The following is a 21,271-nucleotide window of genomic DNA, read 5'->3' on the forward strand; positions in this document are numbered from 1 at the left end:
CATGCACTGCAGCCGCACTCATACCCTTGGGCTATTCCGGCAACGCATACGCCATCACGTAATCCCCGGCCGGCGTCTCCATGAAGTGGTGCCCGCCAGCCATGATGACCACGTACTGCCGCCCGCCCTGCTCGTACACCATCGGGTTGGCCTGGCCACCTGCTGGCAGCTTGGTGTGCCACAGCTCCTTGCCGGTCTTCAGGTCGATGGCACGCAGCAGGTCGTCGGTCGCTGCGGCGATGAAGATCAGGCCGCTGGCGGTCACCACCGAACCGCCATTGTTCGGCGTGCCGATTTCAATGGGCAGGCCGGAGCGGATGCCGAAGGGGCCGTTGCCACGTGCGCTGCCGAACGGCCGGTCCCACAGCAGCTTGCCGCTGCGCAGGTCGATCGCACGGATACCGCCATAGGGCGGCTGCTTGCACAGCAGGCCGGTGAACGGCAGCCGCCAACCGGCGTTGACGTCGATGCCATAGGGCGTGCCGACCTGCGGATCCCCTGCCCCTTCGGCACCGCCCTTGTCGGCGCGCATCTGCTCACGCGGCAGCCAGCCCTTGCGGTCGGCTTCGGCGCGCGGCACCAGCCGGTTGTAGTTGGGCATGTCGTTGTAGTTGGCCACGATCACGCCACGCCGCGTATCGATGGCCACGCTGCCCCAGTCAGAGCCACCGTTGTAGCCGGGGTACTCGATGGAGTGGTGATCGCTGCTGGGCGGTGTGTAGAACCCTTCGTAATGTGCCTTGCGGAACTGGATTCGGCAGACCAGCTGGTCGATGGGGGTGATACCCCACATGTCACGCTCGGTCAGCGCGTCGTCGCGCCGCAGCGTGTGGTACAGCGAGAACAGCTGGGTGGCGGCGCGCGGGCTCCACGCCGCCCTGTGGCACCTTGCGCTCTTCGGCCGGGGTCAGCAGCTGGCCGTTGCGACGGTCGAGGATGTATATGTCGCCCTGCTTGGTGGGCAGCAGGATCGCCGGCACCTTGCCCGATGCCGTCGGGTAGTCGATCAGGCTGGCCTGCGAACCCAGGTCGTAGTCCCAGACGTCCTTGCGCACCGCCTGGAAATGCCAGACCGGCTTGCCGGTAGCCACATCGATGGCGACCAGCGAGGTCGCGTACCTGTTCTGGTTTTCGGTGCGCGAGCCACTCCAGTAGTCGCCTGCGGAATTGCCCATCGGCAGGTACACCAGGCCCAGTGCTTCATCGCCGGTAGCGGTGGTCCACATGTTCGGTGTGCCACGTGTGTAGGTCTGCTCGCGCGGTGGCAGGCCGCTGCGCTCGGGCTGGTCCATGTCCCACGCCCAGCGCAGCTTGCCGTTGATCGCGTCGTAGGCCTGGATGACCCCGGAGGGCGCGTCGCGGCGCTGGCCGTCCAGTACCTGGTGGCCGGTAACGATGACACCGCGGACGATCGCCGGCGGCGAGGTGATCGATACGTAACCCGGCGGCACCTCGCCCATGCCCAGGGTGATGTCGACCTGGCCGTTGTTGCCGAAATTCGCGCACGGGCGACCGCTGTCGGCGTCCACCGCGATCAGGCGGCCGTCCAGCGTGCCTTCGATGATGCGTGCGCTGCAGGCTGAGCGGCTCCCTGGCGCCGCGCTCTGGTGGGTGCGGGTCGGCGGCGGCGCGGGCAGCGCGAGATCGGCGGCCACGTCAGCCAGTGCAGCATCGGCGATGTTCGGCGCGCTGGGTACCTCATAATAGGACACGCCACGGCAGGCGGCCGTATACGGGATCGATGCATCCTTCACCTTCGGATCGAAACGCCATAGTTCCTTGCCGCTGCCGGCATCGAGCGCGATCAACTGATTGCGTGCGGTGCACAGGTACAACCGATCACCGATCTTCAGTGGCGTGGTTTCCGCACCCCAGCGCTTCTTCGGCAGGTCGCCCGTGCGGAACTGCCACGCCAGTTGCAGGGTTCCCACGTTTTCCGGGGTGACCTGCTGCAGGGGCGAATAGCGGGTGGCGGCATTGCTGCGCCCCCATGCCGGCCAGTCGCCTTCTGCTGGCTGGTCGGCAGGCTGCAGGCCGGTGGTGTCACGGGTGGGATCAAGCCCGGTGCTGACCGCCGGCTCCGGGAACGGCTGATGCCCGTCGACCACGCCATGCGGGGTGAACGCGAGGCCGAAGGCGACCACGAAGACCAGCATCAGTACAGCGGCCACGCTGCGCGACAGGCGCTTGGGTACCGGCGCCTGCAGGGTCGGCGCCAGCAATGCCAGGACGATGCCCAGCGCGGTCACCAGGCCCAGCCGTGGTACCCAGCGCCAGTAATCGCTGCCCGATTCCCACCAGGTCCACAGCAGGCTGCCGATGAACACCAGTGCATACAGCAGCGCACCGCTACGCCGATTGCCCCACAACAGGATGCCGCAGACCAGCAGGCCGAGGCCGGCGATGGCGTAGTACCAGGAACCACCGAGGCTGAGCAGCCACGCACCAAGTCCGCCGATGACCAGGCCGAGCACGATCAGCAACAGGGCCAGCACGGTAACGAGAGGATGGCGGGGCGGAGGCGCGGAAGCAGACTGCGGCGTGGCGGACATCGTCGATCTCCGGGGGCAGCATGCGCCCTTATGCCACCGTCACCGTGAAGTGCGTGCGTATTTTCGCCCGCAGACACGACGACGCCGGCACAAGGCCGGCGTCGTCGGGTACCTCAGCGTCGCGGCAGGATCACTCCTGCGCGGCATCCTCGCTGCTGGCGGCAGCCGGTGCGCCGTCGGTCGTGGCCGGGGCGGCGGCGGCCACCTCGTCCTCGTCCTCGTCGATCGAGGCATCCATGCGCTCCACCGCCTGCAGCTTCTCGTCCTTGGACAGGCGGATCAGGGTCACGCCCTGGGTGTTGCGGCCGACGCGGCTGATTTCCGAGCCACGGGTGCGCACCAGGGTGCCGCCATCGGAGATCAGCAGGACTTCATCGTCGGTACCCATCAGCACCGCAGCAACCAGCTTGCCATTGCGCTCGGTGGTCTGGATGCCGATGACGCCCTGCGTGCCACGACCCTTGCGCGGGTAGTCCGGCAGCGGGGTGCGCTTGCCGTAGCCGTTTTCGGTGGCGGTCAGGATGTAACGCAGGTTGGCGTCGTCGGCACCTTCGATCAGCGCATCGCCATTGGCGACGGCTTCCTCGACACCGTTGTCGTCCTCGTTCTCATCCTCGATGCCGCCCGCACTCTCGGCCACGATCAGGCTGACCACTTCCTCGCCGGGCGGCATCCTGATGCCGCGCACGCCGGTAGCGGTACGCCCCATCGAGCGGACCTTGTCTTCACCGAAGCGCACGGTCTTGCCGTTGGAGGCGAACAGCAGGATGTCGCGCTCGCCATCGGTCAGGCCGACGCCGACCAGGGCATCGCCCTCGTCGAGGTTGATCGCGATCTTGCCGCGGGCCAGACGGAAGGCGAACTCGCCCAGCGGGGTCTTCTTGACCGTACCGTTTTTGGTGGCGAAGAACACGAACTGGCCATCGGCGTACTCGCGCACCGGCAGCACGGCCTGCACGCGCTCGCCCGGCTCCAGCGGGATCCAGTTGATGATCGGACGACCGCGGGCATTGGAACCGGCTTCAGGCAGCTGGTAGACCGGCAGCCAGAACACCTTGCCCGAACTGGTGAAGGTCAACAGCGTGTCGTGCGTGTTGACCAGCCACAGCTGCTCGATGAAATCCTCTTCCTTGGTCGACGCCGCGCTGCGGCCACGGCCGCCTCGACGCTGGGCGCGATAGGCGCTGACCGGCTGGCGCTTCACGTAACCGGCATGCGACAGGGTGACCACCACGTCTTCCGGGGCGATCAGGTCGAGGATGTCCAGGTCTTCTTCGCTGTGGCGGATCTCGGTACGGCGCTCGTCACCGAACTCTGCGCGCACGTTGATCAGCTCTTCGCGGATCACCTGCAGCAGGCGATCGGGATCTTCCAGGATATGGATGAGCCCGGCGATCACTTCCAGCAGCTGCTTGTATTCCTCGGTCAGGCGGTCCTGCTCCAGCCCGGTCAGGCGGTGCAGGCGCATTTCCAGGATCTGGGTCGCCTGGATCTCGGTCAGCTGGTAGCCGCCTTCGATCAGGCCCACGCCCTTGGGCAGGTCATCGGGACGCGAGGCTTCGGCACCGGCGGCGCCGAGCATCGAACCGACCAGGCCCGGTTCCCACAGGCGCGCAAGCATGCGCTCGCGTGCCTCGGTGGGGTTCGGCGAGGTCTTGATCAGTTCGATCATCTCGTCGATGTTGGCCAGCGCAACGGTCAGGCCTTCCAGCACGTGGGCACGGGCGCGCGCCTTGCGCAGTTCGAACACGGTGCGGCGGGTGACCACTTCGCGACGGTGGCGGACGAAGGCCTCCAGCATCTGCTTGAGGTTCATCAACTGCGGGCGGCCGTCGACCAGCGCCACCATGTTGATGCCGAACACCGACTCCATCTGGGTCTGCTGGTAGAGGTTGTTGAGCACAACCTCGGCCGACTCGCCGCGCTTGATTTCGATGTAGATGCGCATGCCGTCCTTGTCGGACTCATCGCGCAGCTCGCTGATGCCTTCGATCTTCTTTTCCTTGACCAGCTCGGCGATCTTCTCGATCAGACGCGCCTTGTTCACCTGGTAAGGAATTTCAGTGACGATGATCGATTCGCGGCCGTTGTCGGCCACTTCGACATCCGCCTTGGCACGGATGCGCACGCGGCCACGGCCGGTGCGGTAACCGGCGATGATGCCGGCGGTGCCGTTGATGATGCCCGCAGTCGGGAAATCCGGGCCCGGGATGAACTCCATCAGTCCGTCGATATCGATTTCCGGATTGTCGATCAGCGCGATGCAGGCATTGATCGATTCGGTGAGGTTGTGCGGCGGAATGTTGGTCGCCATGCCCACCGCGATACCAGCCGAACCATTGACCAGCAGGTTCGGGAACCGGGTCGGCATGACCGTCGGCTCCAGTTCCTTTTCGTCGTAGTTGGGCTGGAAATCGACGGTTTCCTTGTCGATGTCCGCCATCAGCTCATGCGCGAGCCGCGACATGCGCGCCTCGGTGTATCGCATCGCCGCAGCGGAGTCGCCGTCGACCGAACCGAAGTTACCCTGGCCATCGACCAGCATGTAACGCAGCGAGAACGGCTGTGCCAATCGCACCAGCGTGTCGTACACCGACTGGTCGCCATGCGGGTGGTACTTACCGATGACGTCACCGACGATACGTGCCGACTTGAAGTAGGGCTTGTTGCTGTGCGCGTTGAGTTCATTCATCGCAAACAGCACACGACGATGCACCGGCTTGAGGCCATCGCGCGCATCTGGCAGCGCGCGCCCCACGATCACGCTCATGGCGTAATCGAGGTAGCTCTTGCGCATCTCGTCTTCCAGGTTGACCTGGATGATTTCCTTGGCGGTTTCTGCCATTCGGGTTCCGTTGTCTGGTAGCGGTCCAGTCCGGCGCATCCACCCGGGGGTGGTCGTGCCGGAACCTCGATTCAACCGCTGGATTCTACCACACGGGGCCGTTTTCCGCCTGCCTTTACGGTGATTTTACCGGCACAAATCAGGAACTTAGGGGCTTGCCGGCCAGTGGCCGGCACTACCGGACGCTGGCCGGGGCCCTTTCCAGCGGAAAGGCAGCCGCCCCTGCCCGCGTCAGCCGCCAAAGGCGGCGCGCATGTTCTCCGCGGTCGGGTTCAGGATCACCCCCCGCTCAGTCACGATGGCATCGATCAGCTCGCCCGGGGTGACATCGAACACCGGGTTCCAGGCGGCGATGCCCTCGGCCACGGTGCGGGTGCCGCCCACGCCGTACAGTTCGCCCGGGTCGCGCTGCTCGATCTCGATCTGGCTGCCGTCCACGGTATCCATGTCCACCGTCGAGGACGGCGCCACGACCATGAACTTCACCCCGTGGTGGCGGGCCGCGATGGCCAGCTGATAGGTGCCGATCTTGTTGGCGGTATCGCCATTGGCGCAGATGCGGTCGGCGCCCACGATCACCCACTGCACCGCACCGGTCTTCATCAGGTGCGAGGCGGCCGAGTCGGCGATCAGCGTCGCGTCGATGCCATCCTGCTGCAGCTCCCACACAGTCAGGCGCGCTCCCTGCAACCACGGCCGGGTCTCACCTGCGAACACACGGGCGATACGGTCCTGGGCCATGCCGGCGCGGATCACGCCCAGCGCGGTACCGAAGCCGGCGGTGGCCAGCGAACCGGTATTGCAATGGGTCAACACACCGCTACCGGCCTCGATCAGGCCGGCACCGAGTGCGCCCATATGGCGGTTGGCGGCCAGATCCTCTTCGGCGATCGCTTGTGCTTCCGCCTCAAGCAACGTCTTCCAGTCGGCACCGGCAGCGCTCAGGCAACGTCGCATGCGTGCCAGCGCCCACGCCAGGTTGACCGCGGTCGGGCGCGAGGCATTCAGCCGCTGCAGCGCTGGTTCCAGCTGCTGCAGGGCATGCGCGCCGTCGGCGGCCTGCACATCGCGTGCGGCCAGCACCACACCCCAGGCGGCGGCGATGCCGATGGCCGGCGCGCCGCGCACGGTCAGGGCGTGGATGGCGGCGGCCACTTCATCACTGTCATGGCAGGCCACATGCTCGACCACGAACGGCAGCTTGCGCTGGTCGAGCAGTTGCAGGGCATCGCCGGTCCACAGGATCGGGCGGATGTGGTCGTAGCGGGCGTAGTCGAGGTCGGTGGCGGTATTCATGGTCCCATTGTAGGGCCACGCCACGCGCGGATGGACCCCGCCCGGGGTCAGTTCACCGAGAATTCGGCGCGGCAGCCGCCATCGACCCAGATGCCGTTGCGGTTCCAGCCCCAGGTGCTGCCTTCCTCGCACGGGGTGCTGGAAAGCTGGTTGGAGAGGGTGGCGCTGGTGGAGATGCTGGCGCCACAGAAGCGGCGCTTCTTGGACTTGGATTCGCAGGTCAGCCTGCGCGGCACGTCGACGAAACGACCCTGCTCGTCGGCCACCTCGAAGTCACCCTGGCAGCCTCGGGTGGTCCACACCTCATTGCGCTTGTAGCCCCAGCCCTGCCCTTCCCGGCACGGCAGTACCGACAGCTGCCGCAGCAACCGTACCGGCGCACCGTCCAGGCGTACCGGGCAGCTCTGCGGGCGGCCATTGGACTCACAGCGCACTACCCGCCGCACCAGTCGCTTGCGGCCCTCGCTCGGCGGCGCTGCAGCATTTTCTGCCGGGCGCGCACGGAACTCGGCGCGGCAGCCCAGGGTCACCCACACGCCACTGCGGTCGGTGCCCCACTCGCTGCCACGGATGCAGCTGTTGCTGGACAACTGGCGGATCAGGTCAACGCCGTTGCTCACATCGATGTCGCAATGCACCCAACCCATGTCGCGGGATTCGCAGGTCACCACTTCGCTGTCATAGCCAAGCGACTGCGCCGATGCGGTCGACGGAAGCAGGCCACCCCATATCGCCACGGAGTACATCGGTGCCGCTACGACCGCAAACCACTTGACCAAAGCCTTCCCCATGAATGGATGAACCACGACGCAAGTGTGCGGCATCGGCTGTGATAAGAGCATCATCGTGCTTGCTGAATCAAGCGCGCACACGCGTGTTTTCGTTCAGCCTGCCAGGTGCAGGGGAAATCGGCTCATGCGTGGGCGAAATCGAATGCAAGCACGTCGGCGATGCGCGGTGTGCGGTGCATCGCCATCAGCAGGCGATCAATGCCAACGGCAACACCGGCACAGGCGGGCATTGCAGGCAGTGCCTGCAGCAACGCTTCATCCAGCGCGGGCTGCACCTGCCCCCGTGCATGGCGGCGCTGCAGGTCATGCTGGAAACGCGCGCGCTGTTCAGCCGCATCGTTCAGTTCGTGATAGCCATTGGCCAGTTCCACCGCGCCCAGGTACAGCTCGAAACGCTCGGCCAGCGGCGGTGTGCCGGGGCGGATGCGCGCCAGTGCCGCCTGGCTGGCGGGCCAGTCGTGAACCACGGTCATGACCGTGTCATCGAACTGCGGTTGGATACGGTGGGTCATCAACAGATCCAGCCAGTCATCGCGGGTCAGGCCTACCGGATCGATGTGCACCTCGCCCAGCGCGGCGCGCAGTTCGGCCTCATCGGCATCGAACGGGTCCACACCGGCCTGTTGCTGGAACAGTTCGCGATAGCTCAGCACGCGCAGCGTCGCGCTGCGGCCAACCAGCGCCAACGCTTGTCCCACCAGTTCCGCGGTTTCCTGCAGCAACCGATGGTGGTCCCAGCCCACCCGATACCACTCCAGCATGGTGAACTCGGGATTGTGGCGGCCACCGGCTTCGCCATTGCGGAACACCCGGCCAAGCTCATAGCAGTCGCCCACGCCGGCTGCGAGCAGGCGCTTGAGCGGGAACTCCGGCGAGGTGCGCAGCCAGCGTCGGTGTCCGCCCGCATCGACATGGCCGCTGAAATCGGTGTGGAAGCTGTCGATGTTCGGCTCGGTGTTGCCGGCCACGGAAAGGATCGGTGTTTCCACTTCCAGCACGCCACGCTCGGCAAAGAAGCCTCGCACCAGCGCATTGAGGCTGGCACGCTGTTGCAGGCGGCGCAGCAGTGCCTCGCTCACAGGATGCCCTCCGGGCGCGGATGGTCCAGCGGCAGGGTCAGAAGATCGCGCGTGTCGTCGATGTAGCCACTGGCCAGGTACAGGCGGCGCGCCAGTTCGTTGTGATGGTTCACCTCCAGCCGCAGCCGGCTGACCCCGCGCCCGCGCGCGCGTTGTTCGCAGATGGCCAGTGCCCGCTTGCCACGGCCACGGCCACGTGCGCGATGGCTGAGGTAGAGCTCGTCGAGCAGCATGAAATGGCCGCCCTGCTCCAGGCTGAAGCCCATCGCGATGACCGCATAGCCAACGACGGCCGCGGCCTCGTCCAGCCACAGCAGCACTTCCCCGTTGCGCGGATCGGCCAGCAACGCATCGACACCACGGCGCACTCGCGCATCGTCGAATTCGATCTTGTCTTCGGCGTAGAAATCGCGCATCAGCGCGATCAGCAGTTCCTCGTCGGCACGGGTGGCCAGGCGGAAATCCAGCGGAGCGGTCTGCATCAGTGTTCCCTTGCGGTTGCGTGCCGGGTGCCTGCGCACCCGGCCGGTTCATCACTCGTGTTCGGCCAGGTAGGCCAGCAGGCGCTCTTCATCCCACACCGGAACGCCCAGCGATTGCGCCTTGTCCAGCTTTGAACCCGCCTCGGTGCCTGCCACCACGAAACTGGTCTTCTTCGACACGCTGCCCGACACCTTTGCGCCCAGCGCCTCCAGGCGCTCCTTGGCGGCATCGCGGTTGAGCTGGGCCAGCGTGCCGGTAAGCACCACCGTCTGCCCGTCCAGCGGACCGGCCACCACGTCGGCCAGGGCCGGCGCACTGGCCAGGATGTGCTTCATCTCCACTTCGGCGGCCAGCAACATCGCGCCATGGCCCTCGCTGTCCAGCCAGTCAGCGACGCCGCGCGCGGTGTCATCGGGCAGGCCGGCGTTGACGAACTGGCCGTGCTCGGCGTCCAGCACCGCCTGCGCGCTGGGCAGTGCGGCCACCAGCTTCTCCGCGCGCAGGCGGGTAATGCCGGGAATCTCCGCTTCGACCAGCAGCTGGGCAAGGTCCAGCCCCTCGCGCAGCTTTGCACTTGGCGGGTGCACGTCGCTGATGCGCACCTGCCCCACCTGCAGCAGCGCGTCGATGGCCTGTTGGTTGCCTTCCTGTTCGAAGAAGTGGCCCAGCGAGCGCGCCACTTCGCCACCGATATCCGGCACGCGCTTGAACAACGGCCACGGCAGACGGCGGATCAACGCCAGATCGCCAAACCACTGTGCCAGTGCCTTGGCGGTGCTCTCGCCGACGTGCTCGATGCCCAGTGCGAACAGCAGTCGCTCCAGCGTCGCATCACGGCTGGCATCGATCGCAGCGATCAGGTTGTCAGCCCATTTGGTCGCGATCTTCTTTGTGTTCCATTCGAACGCTGCCGGCTGCGCCAGTGCCTGCGCGCGCCACCCTGCGTCGTTGCCATCCAGCTTCAACACCGCGTTGAGCACCGCGCCGCTGCCTTCGGCCGGCAGGTGCAGTTTCAGGCTGGCCGCGAGCGCGGAAGGATCTTCAGCATCCAGCACCAGCTTCAGGTGCAGCAGCTGGTCGCGGGTGAGGCGGTACAGATCAGCCACGCTCCTGACGATGCCGGCGTCCACCAGGGTTTCGATGTACTTGTCGCCGAGACCGTCGATATCCATCGCCCGTCGCGAGGCGAAGTGGGCGATGGCCTCCTTGCGCTGCGCCGGGCAGGACAGCTCGCCCGAGCAGCGCCAGGCAGCAGCCCCTTCCTCGCGCACGATCTCCGAGCCGCACACCGGGCAGGTGGTCGGCATCTGCCAGGGCGTGGTACCGGCGGGACGACGGTCGAGAATGACGCTGACCACTTCCGGAATCACATCGCCGGCACGGCGCACGATCACGCTGTCGCCCACGCGCACATCCAGGCGCGCGATCTGGTCGGCGTTGTGCAGGGTGGCATTGGAGACGATCACACCGGCCACCGCGACCGGCGCAAGGCGCGCCACCGGGGTGGCAGCACCGGTGCGGCCGATCTGGATTTCGATGGCCTCCAGCGTCGTGCTCTGTTCCTGCGCCGGGAACTTGTGCGCGATGGCCCAGCGTGGTGCGCGCGACACGAAGCCCATGGCCTGCTGGCCGGCGCGGTCATCGAGCTTGTAGACCACGCCATCAATGTCGAATGCCAGGCCGTCGCGACGCTCGCCGATGTCACGGTAGTACGCCAGCAGGCCGTCGCTGCCTTCCACCACCTTGCACAGGTCGCTGACCGGGAAACCCCAGTCGCGCAGCTGCGCCAGCGTGCCCGAGTGCGTATCGGGCAGCTCACCGCCCTGCACTTCACCGGTACCGTAGGTGAAGAAACTGAGCCTGCGCTGCGCGCTGATCTTCGGGTCAAGCTGGCGCAGCGAACCGGCCGCGGCATTGCGCGGATTGGCCAGCACCTTGCCACCGTGCAGGCGCGCGCGCTCGTTGTAGGCCTCGAAGTCGGCGCGGGCCATGTAGACCTCACCGCGCACTTCCAGCACATCCGGCCAGTCCCTGCCTTTCAGGCGCTTGGGAATGTCGCCGATCTCGCGCAGGTTGGCAGTCACGTCCTCACCGGTGCTGCCATCGCCCCGGGTGGCGCCCAGCACGAAATGACCGTCCTCATAACGCAGGCTGATCGCCAGGCCGTCCATCTTCGGTTCGGCGGAAAAACGCAGGGTGCCGCGGCGCAGGCGTTCATCGATGCGGCGCACGAAGTCGGCCACTTCCTCATCGCTGAAGGCATTGGACAGCGACAGCATCGGTACCGCGTGGGTGACTTCGGCGAAGCGGCCGGACGGACGTGCCCCGACCTGCTGGGTCGGGCTGTCGGCACGGGCGATATCAGGATGCTCGCGCTCCAGCGCCTCCAGCTCACGCACCAGGCGGTCGTAGTCGACGTCAGGGATCTCCGGCGCATCCAGCTCGTGATAGGCGCGATTGGCCTGGGCGATCTGCCGGCGCAGGTCTTCGGCACGTTCGGCGGGGCGGGGGCTCATCGGAATCCGCGGGTTCTGGGATGGCCGGGAATTCTACCGCGCCTGCGCGCAGCACCTTGTAGAACCGGGCCATGCGGGACTGGCGGCGCGCAACGGTCGCCCATGGTTGGAGACGCTGCACACCCCCTTGCCCACGCTGACCACCAGCGCTAGCGTGCGTCGGTCGCCCTTCCGGAACCGTCCCCTGTGACCTTGCCTGCCTCCCGTCGCCACTTCCTGCAGCTGGCCGGTGCCGGTCTCGCCCTCGCCAGCAGCGGCCTGCCCCGGTCGGCCCAGGCACAGCCGGCGACCGTTGCGCCGCCACCCGCCGATGCGGGCGCGGTGCTGCTGAACTTCAACGAATGCCCCTATGGCCCCTCGCCGGCCGCCCAGCAGGCGGCGCGCGACAGCATCGCCAGCTGCGGCCGTTACCGCTTCGCCCTGGCCGGTGAGGTGCGCGACGCCTTCATCGCCCAGGCCGGCATTCCCGCCAACCACGTGCGCTTGTATCCGGGCTCCAGCGAACCGCTGAACCGTGCGGCGACACTGTGGACCGGCCCGCAGGCGGGCCTGGTGGTGGCCGACCCGACCTTCGAGACGCTGGGCGAGATGGCAGCTGCGCGCGGCGCCCATGTGCAGAAGGTACCGCTGCGCGGCGATGGCGCGCACGACCTGCGCACGATGGCGGCCGCCGCGCATGCGCGGCCGACCGGCCTGCTGTACGTGTGCAATCCCAACAACCCCACCGGCTCGATCAGTCCGGCCAACGAGCTGGCCTGGCTGCTGGCCAACAAGCCCGCAGATACCCGGGTGCTGCTGGACGAGGCCTATCTGCAGTACAGCGAACAGCCCAGCCTGATTGCACAGGTGGCCCAGCGCGATGACCTGATCGTGCTGCGCACCTTCTCCAAGCTGTACGGCATGGCCGGCCTGCGTCTTGGCGTGGCGGCGGCGCATCCGGAGCGCCTGCGCGAGCTGGCGAGCCTGGGCGAGAACCCGCTGCCGGTGCCCGCCCTTGCAGCGGCACTGGCCAGCCTGCGTGACCCGCAGTTGATCCCGCAGCGACGCTTGCAGAACGCCAAGGTCCGGCAGGCCACCATCGCCTGGCTGGGCAAGCGTGGCTTCGACTGCCTGCCGACCGAAGCGAACTGCTTCGTGGTGGATGTGCAGCGCGACGGTGCCGCCTTTGCAAGGGCGATGGCGGACAACGGCGTGGTGATCGGCCGCAGCTGGCCGATCTGGCCGCAGCGCGTGCGCGTGACCGTTGGCACCGAGGAAGAGATGGCGCGCTTCCGCAGCGCGTTCGCGAAGGTGGCCGGCGTACCGGTCTGACCCTATCCACGCATGGCGTGGATCTACTGGTCTGGTGGGGGGCGAACCCTGGTTCGCCGCATCCACGCATGGCGTGGATCTACTGTTGTGGGTGCCGACCGTTGGCCGGCACGCCAGGACCTGCCGCGCTTACCAGCGCGGAGTCTTGGTCAGCGGCGGCGCCTGGTGCTGGCGGTCATAGGCGCGCAGCTCATCACGGATGTGGGCGATGCGCTGGCGGCCGAGCGCGTTGCGGCTGTCATCCAGCACCACGCCATCGAGCAGTTCGGCCATGCGCTGCACGGTCGGCAGCATCTTCTCCCAGGCGTCCAGCGCGGTCAGCGGTGCCGGCAGGGTCAGAAAGAAGGCGATGGCCGGGGTTTCCATGGCGCGGATGTTGCCCATGTCGAAGCTGCCCGGCTTCATGATGCTGGCCATCGAGAAAATCGGGCCTCGCTCGGGATGCCCCTCCACCAGCCGGTGGAAGACATTCATGTGGCCAAACACCAGGCCGGTCTTCTCCGCTGCCACGACGATGTCTTCGCCGCGCAGCTGCTCACCGGCGCGGGCGGCCACGAACAGCGAAACGATCTTGTCGAAATCCTGCGTCGCGCGCTTGCCCAGGTCGCTGGCCGCGCCATCGACATCGGGCAACCCCAGTTCGGCCTGCTCGACCGTCTCGCCCATGCCAGGCTCGACGCGGTCGCCGGCCACAGGCACGCCATCCTCGCCCAGCACCGGCTCGCGACGCTCGCCGCTGCTCGGTTCAGCGCTATCGAGGCGACGACCCTGGGGCTTCTTTTTCGGGCGGCCAAACAGGAAGATCGCAGCGACCAACAGCAGGCCGGCGGCCAGGATGCCGATGCGCAACAGTGCCGTGTCGGACATTCGTTAGGTTCTCCGGCTAGTTCATTCAGGTAACTAGGATGGCACGTCAGGCCGCGCCCGCCAATCGCGCGGCTTCTTCCAGGTCCACGCTGACCAGGCGGCTGACTCCCGGCTCGCGCATCGTCACGCCCGACAACTGGTGCGCCGCTTCCATCGTGGCCTTGTTGTGGCTGACGAACAGGAACTGCACCTTCTCGCTCATTTCCTTGACCATGTTGGCCAAGCGGCCGACGTTGGCTTCATCCAGCGGCGCGTCCACCTCGTCCAGCAGGCAGAACGGTGCCGGGTTGAGCTGGAAGATCGCAAACACCAGCGCCACGGCGGTCATCGCCTTTTCGCCGCCGGACAGCAGCGAGATGCTCGACACGCGCTTGCCCGGGGGACGGGCCATGATGGTCACGCCGGTATCGAGAAGGTCTTCGCCGGTCAGCTCCAGGTAGGCGTGGCCGCCACCGAACAGGCGCGGATACAGCGCCTGCACACCAGCGTTGACACGGTCGAAGGTGTCCTTGAAGCGGCCCCGGGTTTCGCGGTCGATCTTGCGGATCGCATCTTCCAGGGTCTCCAGCGCGGTGGTCAGGTCCACGTGCTGCGCATCCAGATACTCCGAGCGCTGCGAGGCTTCGCCATACTCGTGGATCGCGGCCAGGTTGACCGGCTCCAGCCGGCGCATGCGACCGTCGATCTGGTGCACCGCCTGCTCCCAGTCGCCCAGGCGGGCCTCTTCGGGCAGCGCGTTGATCACATCCTGCAGCACGAAACCGGCCTTCTCCACTGCGCCCTGCAGGGTTTCAGCACTGAGTACCAGCGCCTGCTGGTCCAGCTTGCGCTGCGAGATACGTTCGCGCTGGGACAACGCCTGCTCGTCGCGCTGGTGGCGGGTCTGCTCGTAGTTGCGCAGTTCGGCATCGATGCCATCCAGCAACGTGCGCGCTTCGGTCAGCACGCGATCGGCACGGACACGCTCTTCCAGCGCGTTCTGGTGCTCGGCCTGCAGCGATTCGACCGGGGTATCGCCTTCGTCCAGCTGCGAATGCAGTTCGCCCAGGCGTGCATCAAGCTGGCCGCGCTGGGTGCTCATGCGTTCCAGCGCCTGGCTCAACGACGCCACCTGGGCGCGCTGTGATTCCAGGGTCAGGGCCAACGCGTGCGACCGCTCGCGCACCGCACGGGCGGCGTCGCGGGCCAGATCACGCGCCTCGGTCAACTGACGGCGTTCGCCCTCCAGGCCCTGCCGGTTCGACTCCAGGTCGCCCATGCTGTTGACCGCATTCTCCAACCGCGCACGCGCTTCACGCGCCTGCTCGCGATTGATGTCCAGGGTCTCCAGCAACTGGCTGAGCTCGCCTTCGATACGGTCGATGCGCGTACGTGCCGCCTCCACCTTGCCCTGCTGGCCCTGCAGCTGGCCGGCCAGTTCGGACACCGCGCGGTGCGCCAGGTACAGCGCACGCTGCGCATCCTCGCGCTGCTGTTCGGCGGCCAACAGGTGCTCGCGGAAACCGGCCAGCTGTTCTTCCAGTTCGGCTTCGCGCGATTGCAGCTGCTCGATCTGCTCGCGCAGTTCGTTGATTTCGCGTTCGCGCAGCAGCGCGCCCTGCTTGGCGGCGCCGGAGCGCGACACGCGCACCCAGCCCTCGCCCAGGCGTTCACCGCCCTGGGTGATGATGGAATCGCCCTCGGGCAGGTTGGCCTGCAGTGCATTGGCTTCGGCAAGGTCACGCGCGCCGTGCAGGCGTGCAAGCAGGCGCCGGATCGGCGCCGGGCCACGTACGCGTGCAGCCAGCGAGGTCGGTGCAACCTTCAGGTCCGCACCGTCATTGGCAACCAGCGCGATGCGGCCTTCGCCCAGCTCGCCCAACGCATCGACCAGGCTGGCCGGGTCGTCGACCAGCACGCCTTCGATCAATTGACCGAGCGCGCTTTCCACTGCGTTTTCCCAACCCGCATCAACATCCAGGCGCTCACCCACGCGCGCGGCCGAATCCAGCCCACGCGACTTCAGCCACGCCACGGCCGCGCCCTGCTCCTGGCCGAGTGCAGCCTGCTGCAGGGTTTCCAGCGAAGACAGGCGCCCGCGCAGGCCATTGACCTGCTTGCGCAGCTCGGCCAGCTCGTTCTGCCCGTTGCGCTGCTGCTCCTGCACGGCGGCGACACCGTGCTTGCGCTCCTCGACCTGCTCGGTCAGCTCATCCAGCGCGGTCTTCTGCGTATCGTGCTGCAGGTGCAGCTGCTCGAAGACTTCATCCAGTGCATCCACGTCCAGCCCGGCACGTTCGGCCGCCAGCGCTTCGCGGCGGCGATCGGCATCAAGGATCTGCTTGTCCAGGTAGTCCACGCGGGTGCGCTCGACCTCGCCGGCGCGCGAGGCTTCCGAGCTCTGCGAGGTGTGCTGCTCCCAACGCTGCTGCCAATCGGACAATCGCGCTTCGGCCTCACGCAGGCCTTCCTGCTTGATCTCGTTTTCTTCCTGCAGCGCTTCCAGCTGCGGGGTAGCCGCATCGACCGCTTCGCGCAGCACCATCAGCTTGGCCTCGTCGCCGCTGATGTGCTGGCCCAGTTCGGCCAGTGCCTGGCGGGTTTCATCGCGCGCCTTGTGCAGGCGCTGCGACAGTTCGCGCTGGTGCTGGATCTGCTGTTCGAGGCGGGCCAGCGTGCTGCCCACCTGGTAGACCTCGGCCTGCGCGGCATTGAGCGCGTCGGCAGCCTCCTCGCGGCGCACGCGGGAAGTCTCGATCCGCGCCTCGGCGTCGCGCTGGTCGGCAATCAGCTGCTGCAGCTTGGTTTCTTCCTGCGACAGCCCTTCGCGCAGCTTGGACAGGCGACCATCCAGGCCACGGTATTCCAGCGCCTTCCACTCCGCATCCTTGACCCGGCGTTCTTCCTGCAACGCCTGGTACTGCTCGGCCTGCCTGGCCTGCCGCTTGAGGTGCTCGAGCTGCTTGGTGATTTCCTCGCGCAGGTCGCCAAGGCGGTCCAGGTTCTCGCGGGTGTGGCGGATGCGGGTCTCGGTCTCCTTGCGGCGTTCCTTGTACTTGGAGATGCCGGCGGCCTCTTCCAGGTACACGCGCAGGTCTTCCGGGCGCGCCTCGATGATCTGGCTGATCATGCCCTGCTCGATGATCGAGTAGCTGCGCGGGCCCAGGCCGGTGCCGAGGAACAGGTCGGTGATGTCGCGACGGCGGCACTTGGTGCCGTTGAGGTAATAGTTGCTGCTGCCGTCGCGGCTGACGGTGCGCTTGACCGAGATCTCGTTGAACGAGGCGTACTCGCCGGAGATCGTGTGGTCGGAGTTGTCGAAGATCAGCTCGACGGTGGCCTGCGAGACCGGCTTGCGGGCATTGGAACCGGAGAAGATCACGTCGGTGAGCGAGTCACCACGCAGGCGGCTGGCCGAACTTTCGCCCATGACCCAACGCACCGCGTCGATGATGTTCGACTTGCCACAGCCATTGGGGCCTACCACGCCGGTCATGTTGGTCGGCAGGTGCAGGGTGGTCGGATCGACGAAGGACTTGAAGCCGGACAGCTTGATCGTGGAAAGACGCATGGCGTGATTGGGTTCCGGGCAAGGGCCTTACGGCCGCCACCATAGTGGATGTCAGGTCAACCAGCACCTCAAGCCATTGATTTCAAAAGAATTCAACAAGGCCAAGGGTGACGCAATGGAATGAGTATAGCGGGGCCAATGTTCCACGGGCGGGATGACCGGGCGTGGAGATCCCGTCGAGTTGATCCCGATGTCGCTTTGCGCCCGGCGCGACGGACTACCCTGGCAACCATTAAAGCGCAAGTCATTGATATGTATTGGTTACTGAACCGAGTCGCAGCCCCGCACAACGGAAGCTGTGCAGGATGGTCGGATGTACCGACCGCTTTCATTTACCACCACCTACGACGCGGCGACTGTTCCCGTGCTCGGAGGAAGCGCCTGGCTGGATGCCCGGGCCCCTTGGCCAACCAGCATTCATGGACACGCGTTGCTTCACCTGGCTAGTTTTCCGACCACATTCATTCGAAACCACGTCGCCGGACTGGACCTAGCCCCCGGGCTGATCATTTCGGTCTTCACGCCGTACGTCGCCTCGGGTGAGCAGAGATTCGAAGAAGCCATGAACCACGGTGGTCGCGTGATTGCTCACTGGCTCGGGCGTGAACAGGCAACCTCTTGCTGCGCGCTAATTGGGCCACTCCGCATTTGCGCCGGCACAGCGATGGCTGAGGGCGAAGCACCTCACGGAAGTTCGAAGATTGGTGGGCGGCCGTTTTGGCTGCAGGACGACGAATCGGAGGGCCAGGCGTTCGTCCTTCAGTTCGACGAATTCGATCTTGATAAAGCAGCTCCGACACATCGAGGAATTCTGGCCGGGGGAATGGGCTATCTGTTGCTTGATCGCAACATTCAGTCAGCTTCGACGAGCTGCGGTCGATTCGTCATCCAAACGACTTGAGAACTGGCCATGCAGATACAGATCAGCGGTCAGTATGGTGACCCGCAGTCATGGGACCTTTTCGTGCCCCTCCAGAGACAGCTGAACATATGCTTCGATCGCCATGTGACGGGCAGCTATCTGCGGACCATCACGAAGTTTGCCATCGCGTTTCGCGTCTCTGGAATGGTCCAGGATTTTGAATCGAAAGGACCAGAGCGCATGAAGCTGCTTCGCAAACAACACATATTGACCATGGATATGGTCTATGCCTGTCAGCCTTGGAAGAGCATCGACAGGAACTCACTCGTGCCCGTTGTATCAGCAGATATCGCGACATGCATCGACATGATGATCGGACGTGTGCGTCGCGCGGGAGAACTGCTCCAATGCGAGCAACTGCGGATGGATGCCGCCAGTGCACTCGCGGAGTTTGAACGCCACTTTCTGGGCGAGGTTGTCTAGCAAGAGTTCATGGTGGACGGACAGCAAGTCGAGCATTGCTCGACTCTACATACCCGGCGTTCGCCCAAAACAAAACGGGCACCCTTGCGGGCGCCCGTTCTGGTGATACCAGGCCTTGCGGCGTGGGATCAGGCCTTTTCGGCTTCAACCACGACCTTGACGGTGGTCTCGACGTCCGCGTGCAGGTGCACCAGGACTTCGTACTCGCCAATGTTGCGGAAGGCGCCTTCGCCCAGGATGACTTCGCTCTTGCTCAGCGCCAGGCCGGCAGCGGTGAAGGCATCGGCGATTTCGCGCGCGCCGACCGAGCCGTACAGCTTGCCTTCGGTCGAAGCGTTGGCGGCGACGGTCACGCTCGCGCCTTCCAGCTTGGCCTTGCGGGCTTCGGCTTCAGCGTGGATGGACTGGGCCTTGGCTTCGTATTCGGCGCGCTTGGCTTCGAACTCGGCCTTGTTGCTCTCGGTGGCCGGAACGGCCTTGCCCTGCGGCACGAGGAAGTTACGGCCGTAGCCCGGCTTCACGTCGACCAGGTCGCCCAGGTTGCCGAGGTTGGTGACTTTCTGCAGGAGGATCAGCTGCATGGTATTGCTCCAGATAAGTTATTCGTTAGCGAGGCGCTGGCCCCGCAACAAAGGCTGTCCGAATAGCTGGCACAGCGGGGGCAGCGCGAAGCTGCCCCGCCGGCATCAGACGTCGTGGTTGTCGGTGTACGGAATCAGGGCCAGGAAGCGAGCGCGCTTGACGGCGGTCGCCAGCTGACGCTGGTACTTCGACTTGGTACCGGTGACGCGGCTCGGCACGATCTTGCCGTTCTCGGTCAGGTACTGGCGCAGGGTGTTGAGATCCTTGTAGTCGATCTCCTTGACACCTTCGGCCGTGAACTTGCAGAACTTGCGGCGACGGAAGAACTTGGACATGTCAGTGCTCCTTAGGCGGCCGAAGCGGCGTCGTCGCCGGCATCGTTGTCAGCGGCGGGGGTGGTTTCGCCTTCTTCGTCATCACGACGACGACGCTCACCACGCTCGGGCTTGTCGCCCTTCTCGTCCTTGCTCTTCATGATCAGCGACTGCTCGGTGTCAGCCTCGTCACGCTTGATGACCAGGTTGCGCAGGACGGCGTCGTTGAAGCGGAAGCTCTCGGTCAGTTCGGTCAGCACGGCCTGGTCGACTTCGATGTTCAGCAGCACGTAGTGCGCCTTCACCAGGTTCTGGATCGGGTACGCCAGCTGGCGGCGGCCCCAGTCTTCCAGACGGTGGATGGTGCCGTTGCCGTTCTCGACCAGCGACTTGTAGCGCTCGATCATGGCCGGGACCTGCTCGCTCTGGTCCGGGTGGACCATGAACACGATTTCGTAATGACGACTCATGTTTTTTTCTACCTTTCGGATGTGGCCTTGCGGCCGGACAGCCCCCCGCCGTTGATACCGCGGTGGGGCAAGGGATCCTGCCAGGGAGGCAGGAAGCCGCGCATTATGGCGCAGATGGGGCTGCCGGGCAACCGGCGAGCCGCAGAGCGACCTGAATCTGGTAGCGCCGGGCCATGCCCGGCGAACGCGGAAACCGCCCCGGGCTACCCCAGATCCACATGCAGGCGGTGCTGGCCGCATTGCAGGCACTGGAACAGGCAGCCAACCATCTCCCCGTCCCGGCTCAGGTGTTCCAGCAGCCAGTCGGCGTCGCGCGGGTTGACCTCGGCCACGTCCGGCCGGACCTGGTCGAGGATGGGCAGGAGGTCCTCGCTGCCGGCGAAGCCGAGGAAGGCGCAGGGCCGCTCACAATGGCTAAGCCAGACCGATTGCTGCCAGGACGAGTAGCCCGGGGTGCGCTCGCAGATCTCCAGCAGCAGCTCACGGGCGATGGTTGGCGGCGGGTCGGCGGGATCCGGGGATACCCCCTCGATATCGCTCCAGCCGGTGAATTCACCCTCGTAACTGGCCGCTGCCCTGCCATCGGCGATACACCAGGGGCACAGGTAATCGGGACGCAGAGGTGTGTAGAACGGCCCCCGGTAACGAAGCGTCCGCGACTGACCGCAGCAGTCACAGATTCCGTCGACCTCTTCGAAGGAGAGGGCGTAGGCGTTGGGGTGATAAATGAAAAGCGGTCGTTCCATCCGTGGATCCCTTCCCTGCCGACCAGGGTCGGCATCTACCAGAGCAGGTTCAGATAGCGCCGGACCCGTCCGGCGGGCGCCGGAACCGGCCGTCAGGCCTTGTCGGCGTCGGTGGTGAAGCTTTCGCCGCAGCCACACTCGGCGGTGGCATTCGGGTTGCTGAACGTGAAGGTCTCGCTCAGGCCGTGCTTGCCGAAGTCGATCACGGTGCCATCCACCAGCGCCAGGCTCTTGGCGTCGACATAGATTTTCACCCCGTCCTGGTCGAACACGGTATCGCCCTCGCGCTCGTCGCGGGCCAGGTCGGTGATGTGGCCCCAGCCCGAGCAGCCGGTCTTGGTCACGCCAAAACGCAGGCCCAGCGCGCCGGGGGTCTGGGCGACAAAGCGCTGCACGCGCTCGAAGGCAATAGGGGTCAGGCTGACAGCCATGGTGGATCACTCCTGATGTACCGGGACATTATAGGGAGCCGATGACCGCAGAAATGCCTCGCAAGCAGAACGCTGCAACCGGTAAACTCCCGT

Annotated in this window: 16 protein-coding genes and 1 pseudogene; 3 read left to right on the top strand and 14 right to left on the bottom strand. The window is 65.8% G+C overall.

Features of this window, described 5'->3' with window-relative positions; genetic code table 11:
• Positions 1 to 31: 31 nt before the first annotated feature.
• The 7 genes and pseudogenes from LMF57_RS12600 to ligA form a co-directional block, all read right to left on the bottom strand.
• A pseudogene (locus tag LMF57_RS12600) lies at positions 32 to 2,552 on the bottom strand (membrane-bound PQQ-dependent dehydrogenase, glucose/quinate/shikimate family).
• Positions 2,553 to 2,682: 130 nt separating this feature from the next.
• Positions 2,683 to 5,397: a DNA gyrase subunit A gene (gene gyrA / locus LMF57_RS12605; protein WP_208081869.1), complete on the bottom strand. Its 2,715-nt coding sequence runs from the start codon at positions 5,395 to 5,397 to the stop codon at positions 2,683 to 2,685.
• Between the two features lie 231 nt (positions 5,398 to 5,628).
• Positions 5,629 to 6,693 carry an S-methyl-5-thioribose-1-phosphate isomerase gene (mtnA, locus tag LMF57_RS12610; RefSeq protein WP_229289985.1) on the bottom strand — a complete coding sequence of 355 codons (1,065 nt, stop codon included), beginning with the start codon at positions 6,691 to 6,693 and terminating at the stop codon, positions 5,629 to 5,631.
• A gap of 47 nt (positions 6,694 to 6,740) precedes the next feature.
• A complete protein-coding gene (locus tag LMF57_RS12615; protein WP_208081871.1) occupies positions 6,741 to 7,472 on the bottom strand; it encodes a DUF3011 domain-containing protein in 732 nt (243 codons plus the stop codon).
• Positions 7,473 to 7,606: 134 nt separating this feature from the next.
• The gene (epmA, locus tag LMF57_RS12620; protein WP_229289986.1) at positions 7,607 to 8,563 is read right to left on the bottom strand and encodes an EF-P lysine aminoacylase EpmA; all 957 of its coding nucleotides are present in this window, start codon (positions 8,561 to 8,563) and stop codon (positions 7,607 to 7,609) included.
• Complete coding sequence (locus LMF57_RS12625; RefSeq protein WP_025876917.1) at positions 8,560 to 9,045, bottom strand: GNAT family N-acetyltransferase; 486 nt, start codon at positions 9,043 to 9,045, stop codon at positions 8,560 to 8,562. The genes epmA and LMF57_RS12625 overlap by 4 nt, the downstream gene beginning before the upstream one ends.
• Positions 9,046 to 9,096: 51 nt before the next feature.
• The gene (gene ligA / locus LMF57_RS12630; protein ID WP_229291392.1) at positions 9,097 to 11,568 is read right to left on the bottom strand and encodes an NAD-dependent DNA ligase LigA; all 2,472 of its coding nucleotides are present in this window, start codon (positions 11,566 to 11,568) and stop codon (positions 9,097 to 9,099) included.
• 180 nt (positions 11,569 to 11,748) lie between these two features.
• On the opposite strand from ligA, the gene LMF57_RS12635 reads away from it, so the two are divergent.
• The gene (locus LMF57_RS12635) at positions 11,749 to 12,873 is read left to right on the top strand and encodes a pyridoxal phosphate-dependent aminotransferase (RefSeq protein WP_229289987.1); all 1,125 of its coding nucleotides are present in this window, start codon (positions 11,749 to 11,751) and stop codon (positions 12,871 to 12,873) included.
• A gap of 129 nt (positions 12,874 to 13,002) precedes the next feature.
• Here the strand turns inward: LMF57_RS12635 and zipA are convergent, their stop codons facing one another.
• Both zipA and smc read right to left on the bottom strand, forming a co-directional pair.
• The gene (gene zipA, locus LMF57_RS12640) at positions 13,003 to 13,740 is read right to left on the bottom strand and encodes a cell division protein ZipA (RefSeq protein ID WP_093819073.1); all 738 of its coding nucleotides are present in this window, start codon (positions 13,738 to 13,740) and stop codon (positions 13,003 to 13,005) included.
• A gap of 46 nt (positions 13,741 to 13,786) precedes the next feature.
• Positions 13,787 to 17,290, bottom strand: a complete 3,504-nt coding sequence (gene smc, locus LMF57_RS12645) for a chromosome segregation protein SMC (protein ID WP_229289988.1) — start codon at positions 17,288 to 17,290, stop codon at positions 13,787 to 13,789.
• A 313-nt stretch (positions 17,291 to 17,603) separates the two neighbouring features.
• Here smc and LMF57_RS12650 point away from each other — a divergent pair, with 313 nt between their 5' ends.
• A complete protein-coding gene (locus tag LMF57_RS12650) occupies positions 17,604 to 18,191 on the top strand; it encodes a DUF1963 domain-containing protein (RefSeq protein WP_229289989.1) in 588 nt (195 codons plus the stop codon).
• A 9-nt stretch (positions 18,192 to 18,200) separates the two neighbouring features.
• The gene (locus tag LMF57_RS12655) at positions 18,201 to 18,635 is read left to right on the top strand and encodes a hypothetical protein (RefSeq protein WP_229289990.1); all 435 of its coding nucleotides are present in this window, start codon (positions 18,201 to 18,203) and stop codon (positions 18,633 to 18,635) included.
• Between the two features lie 128 nt (positions 18,636 to 18,763).
• On the opposite strand, the gene rplI is transcribed toward LMF57_RS12655, so the two are convergent.
• The 5 genes from rplI to LMF57_RS12680 all read right to left on the bottom strand — a co-directional run bounded on the left by rplI (position 18,764) and on the right by LMF57_RS12680 (position 21,178).
• Positions 18,764 to 19,216, bottom strand: coding sequence for a 50S ribosomal protein L9 (gene rplI / locus LMF57_RS12660; protein ID WP_049469063.1), 453 nt, complete (start codon positions 19,214 to 19,216; stop codon positions 18,764 to 18,766).
• 105 nt (positions 19,217 to 19,321) lie between these two features.
• Positions 19,322 to 19,552, bottom strand: coding sequence for a 30S ribosomal protein S18 (rpsR, locus tag LMF57_RS12665; RefSeq protein WP_002804494.1), 231 nt, complete (start codon positions 19,550 to 19,552; stop codon positions 19,322 to 19,324).
• Between the two features lie 11 nt (positions 19,553 to 19,563).
• Positions 19,564 to 20,001: a 30S ribosomal protein S6 gene (gene rpsF / locus LMF57_RS12670; protein ID WP_025876882.1), complete on the bottom strand. Its 438-nt coding sequence runs from the start codon at positions 19,999 to 20,001 to the stop codon at positions 19,564 to 19,566.
• A 203-nt stretch (positions 20,002 to 20,204) separates the two neighbouring features.
• Positions 20,205 to 20,747, bottom strand: a complete 543-nt coding sequence (locus LMF57_RS12675; protein ID WP_099784732.1) for a CbrC family protein — start codon at positions 20,745 to 20,747, stop codon at positions 20,205 to 20,207.
• Positions 20,748 to 20,839: 92 nt separating this feature from the next.
• Complete coding sequence (locus LMF57_RS12680) at positions 20,840 to 21,178, bottom strand: iron-sulfur cluster assembly accessory protein (RefSeq protein WP_006376495.1); 339 nt, start codon at positions 21,176 to 21,178, stop codon at positions 20,840 to 20,842.
• Positions 21,179 to 21,271: the final 93 nt, after the last annotated feature.

The sequence above is a fragment of the Stenotrophomonas sp. SI-NJAU-1 genome (assembly GCF_020883215.1).
Classification (GTDB): domain Bacteria; phylum Pseudomonadota; class Gammaproteobacteria; order Xanthomonadales; family Xanthomonadaceae; genus Stenotrophomonas; species Stenotrophomonas indicatrix.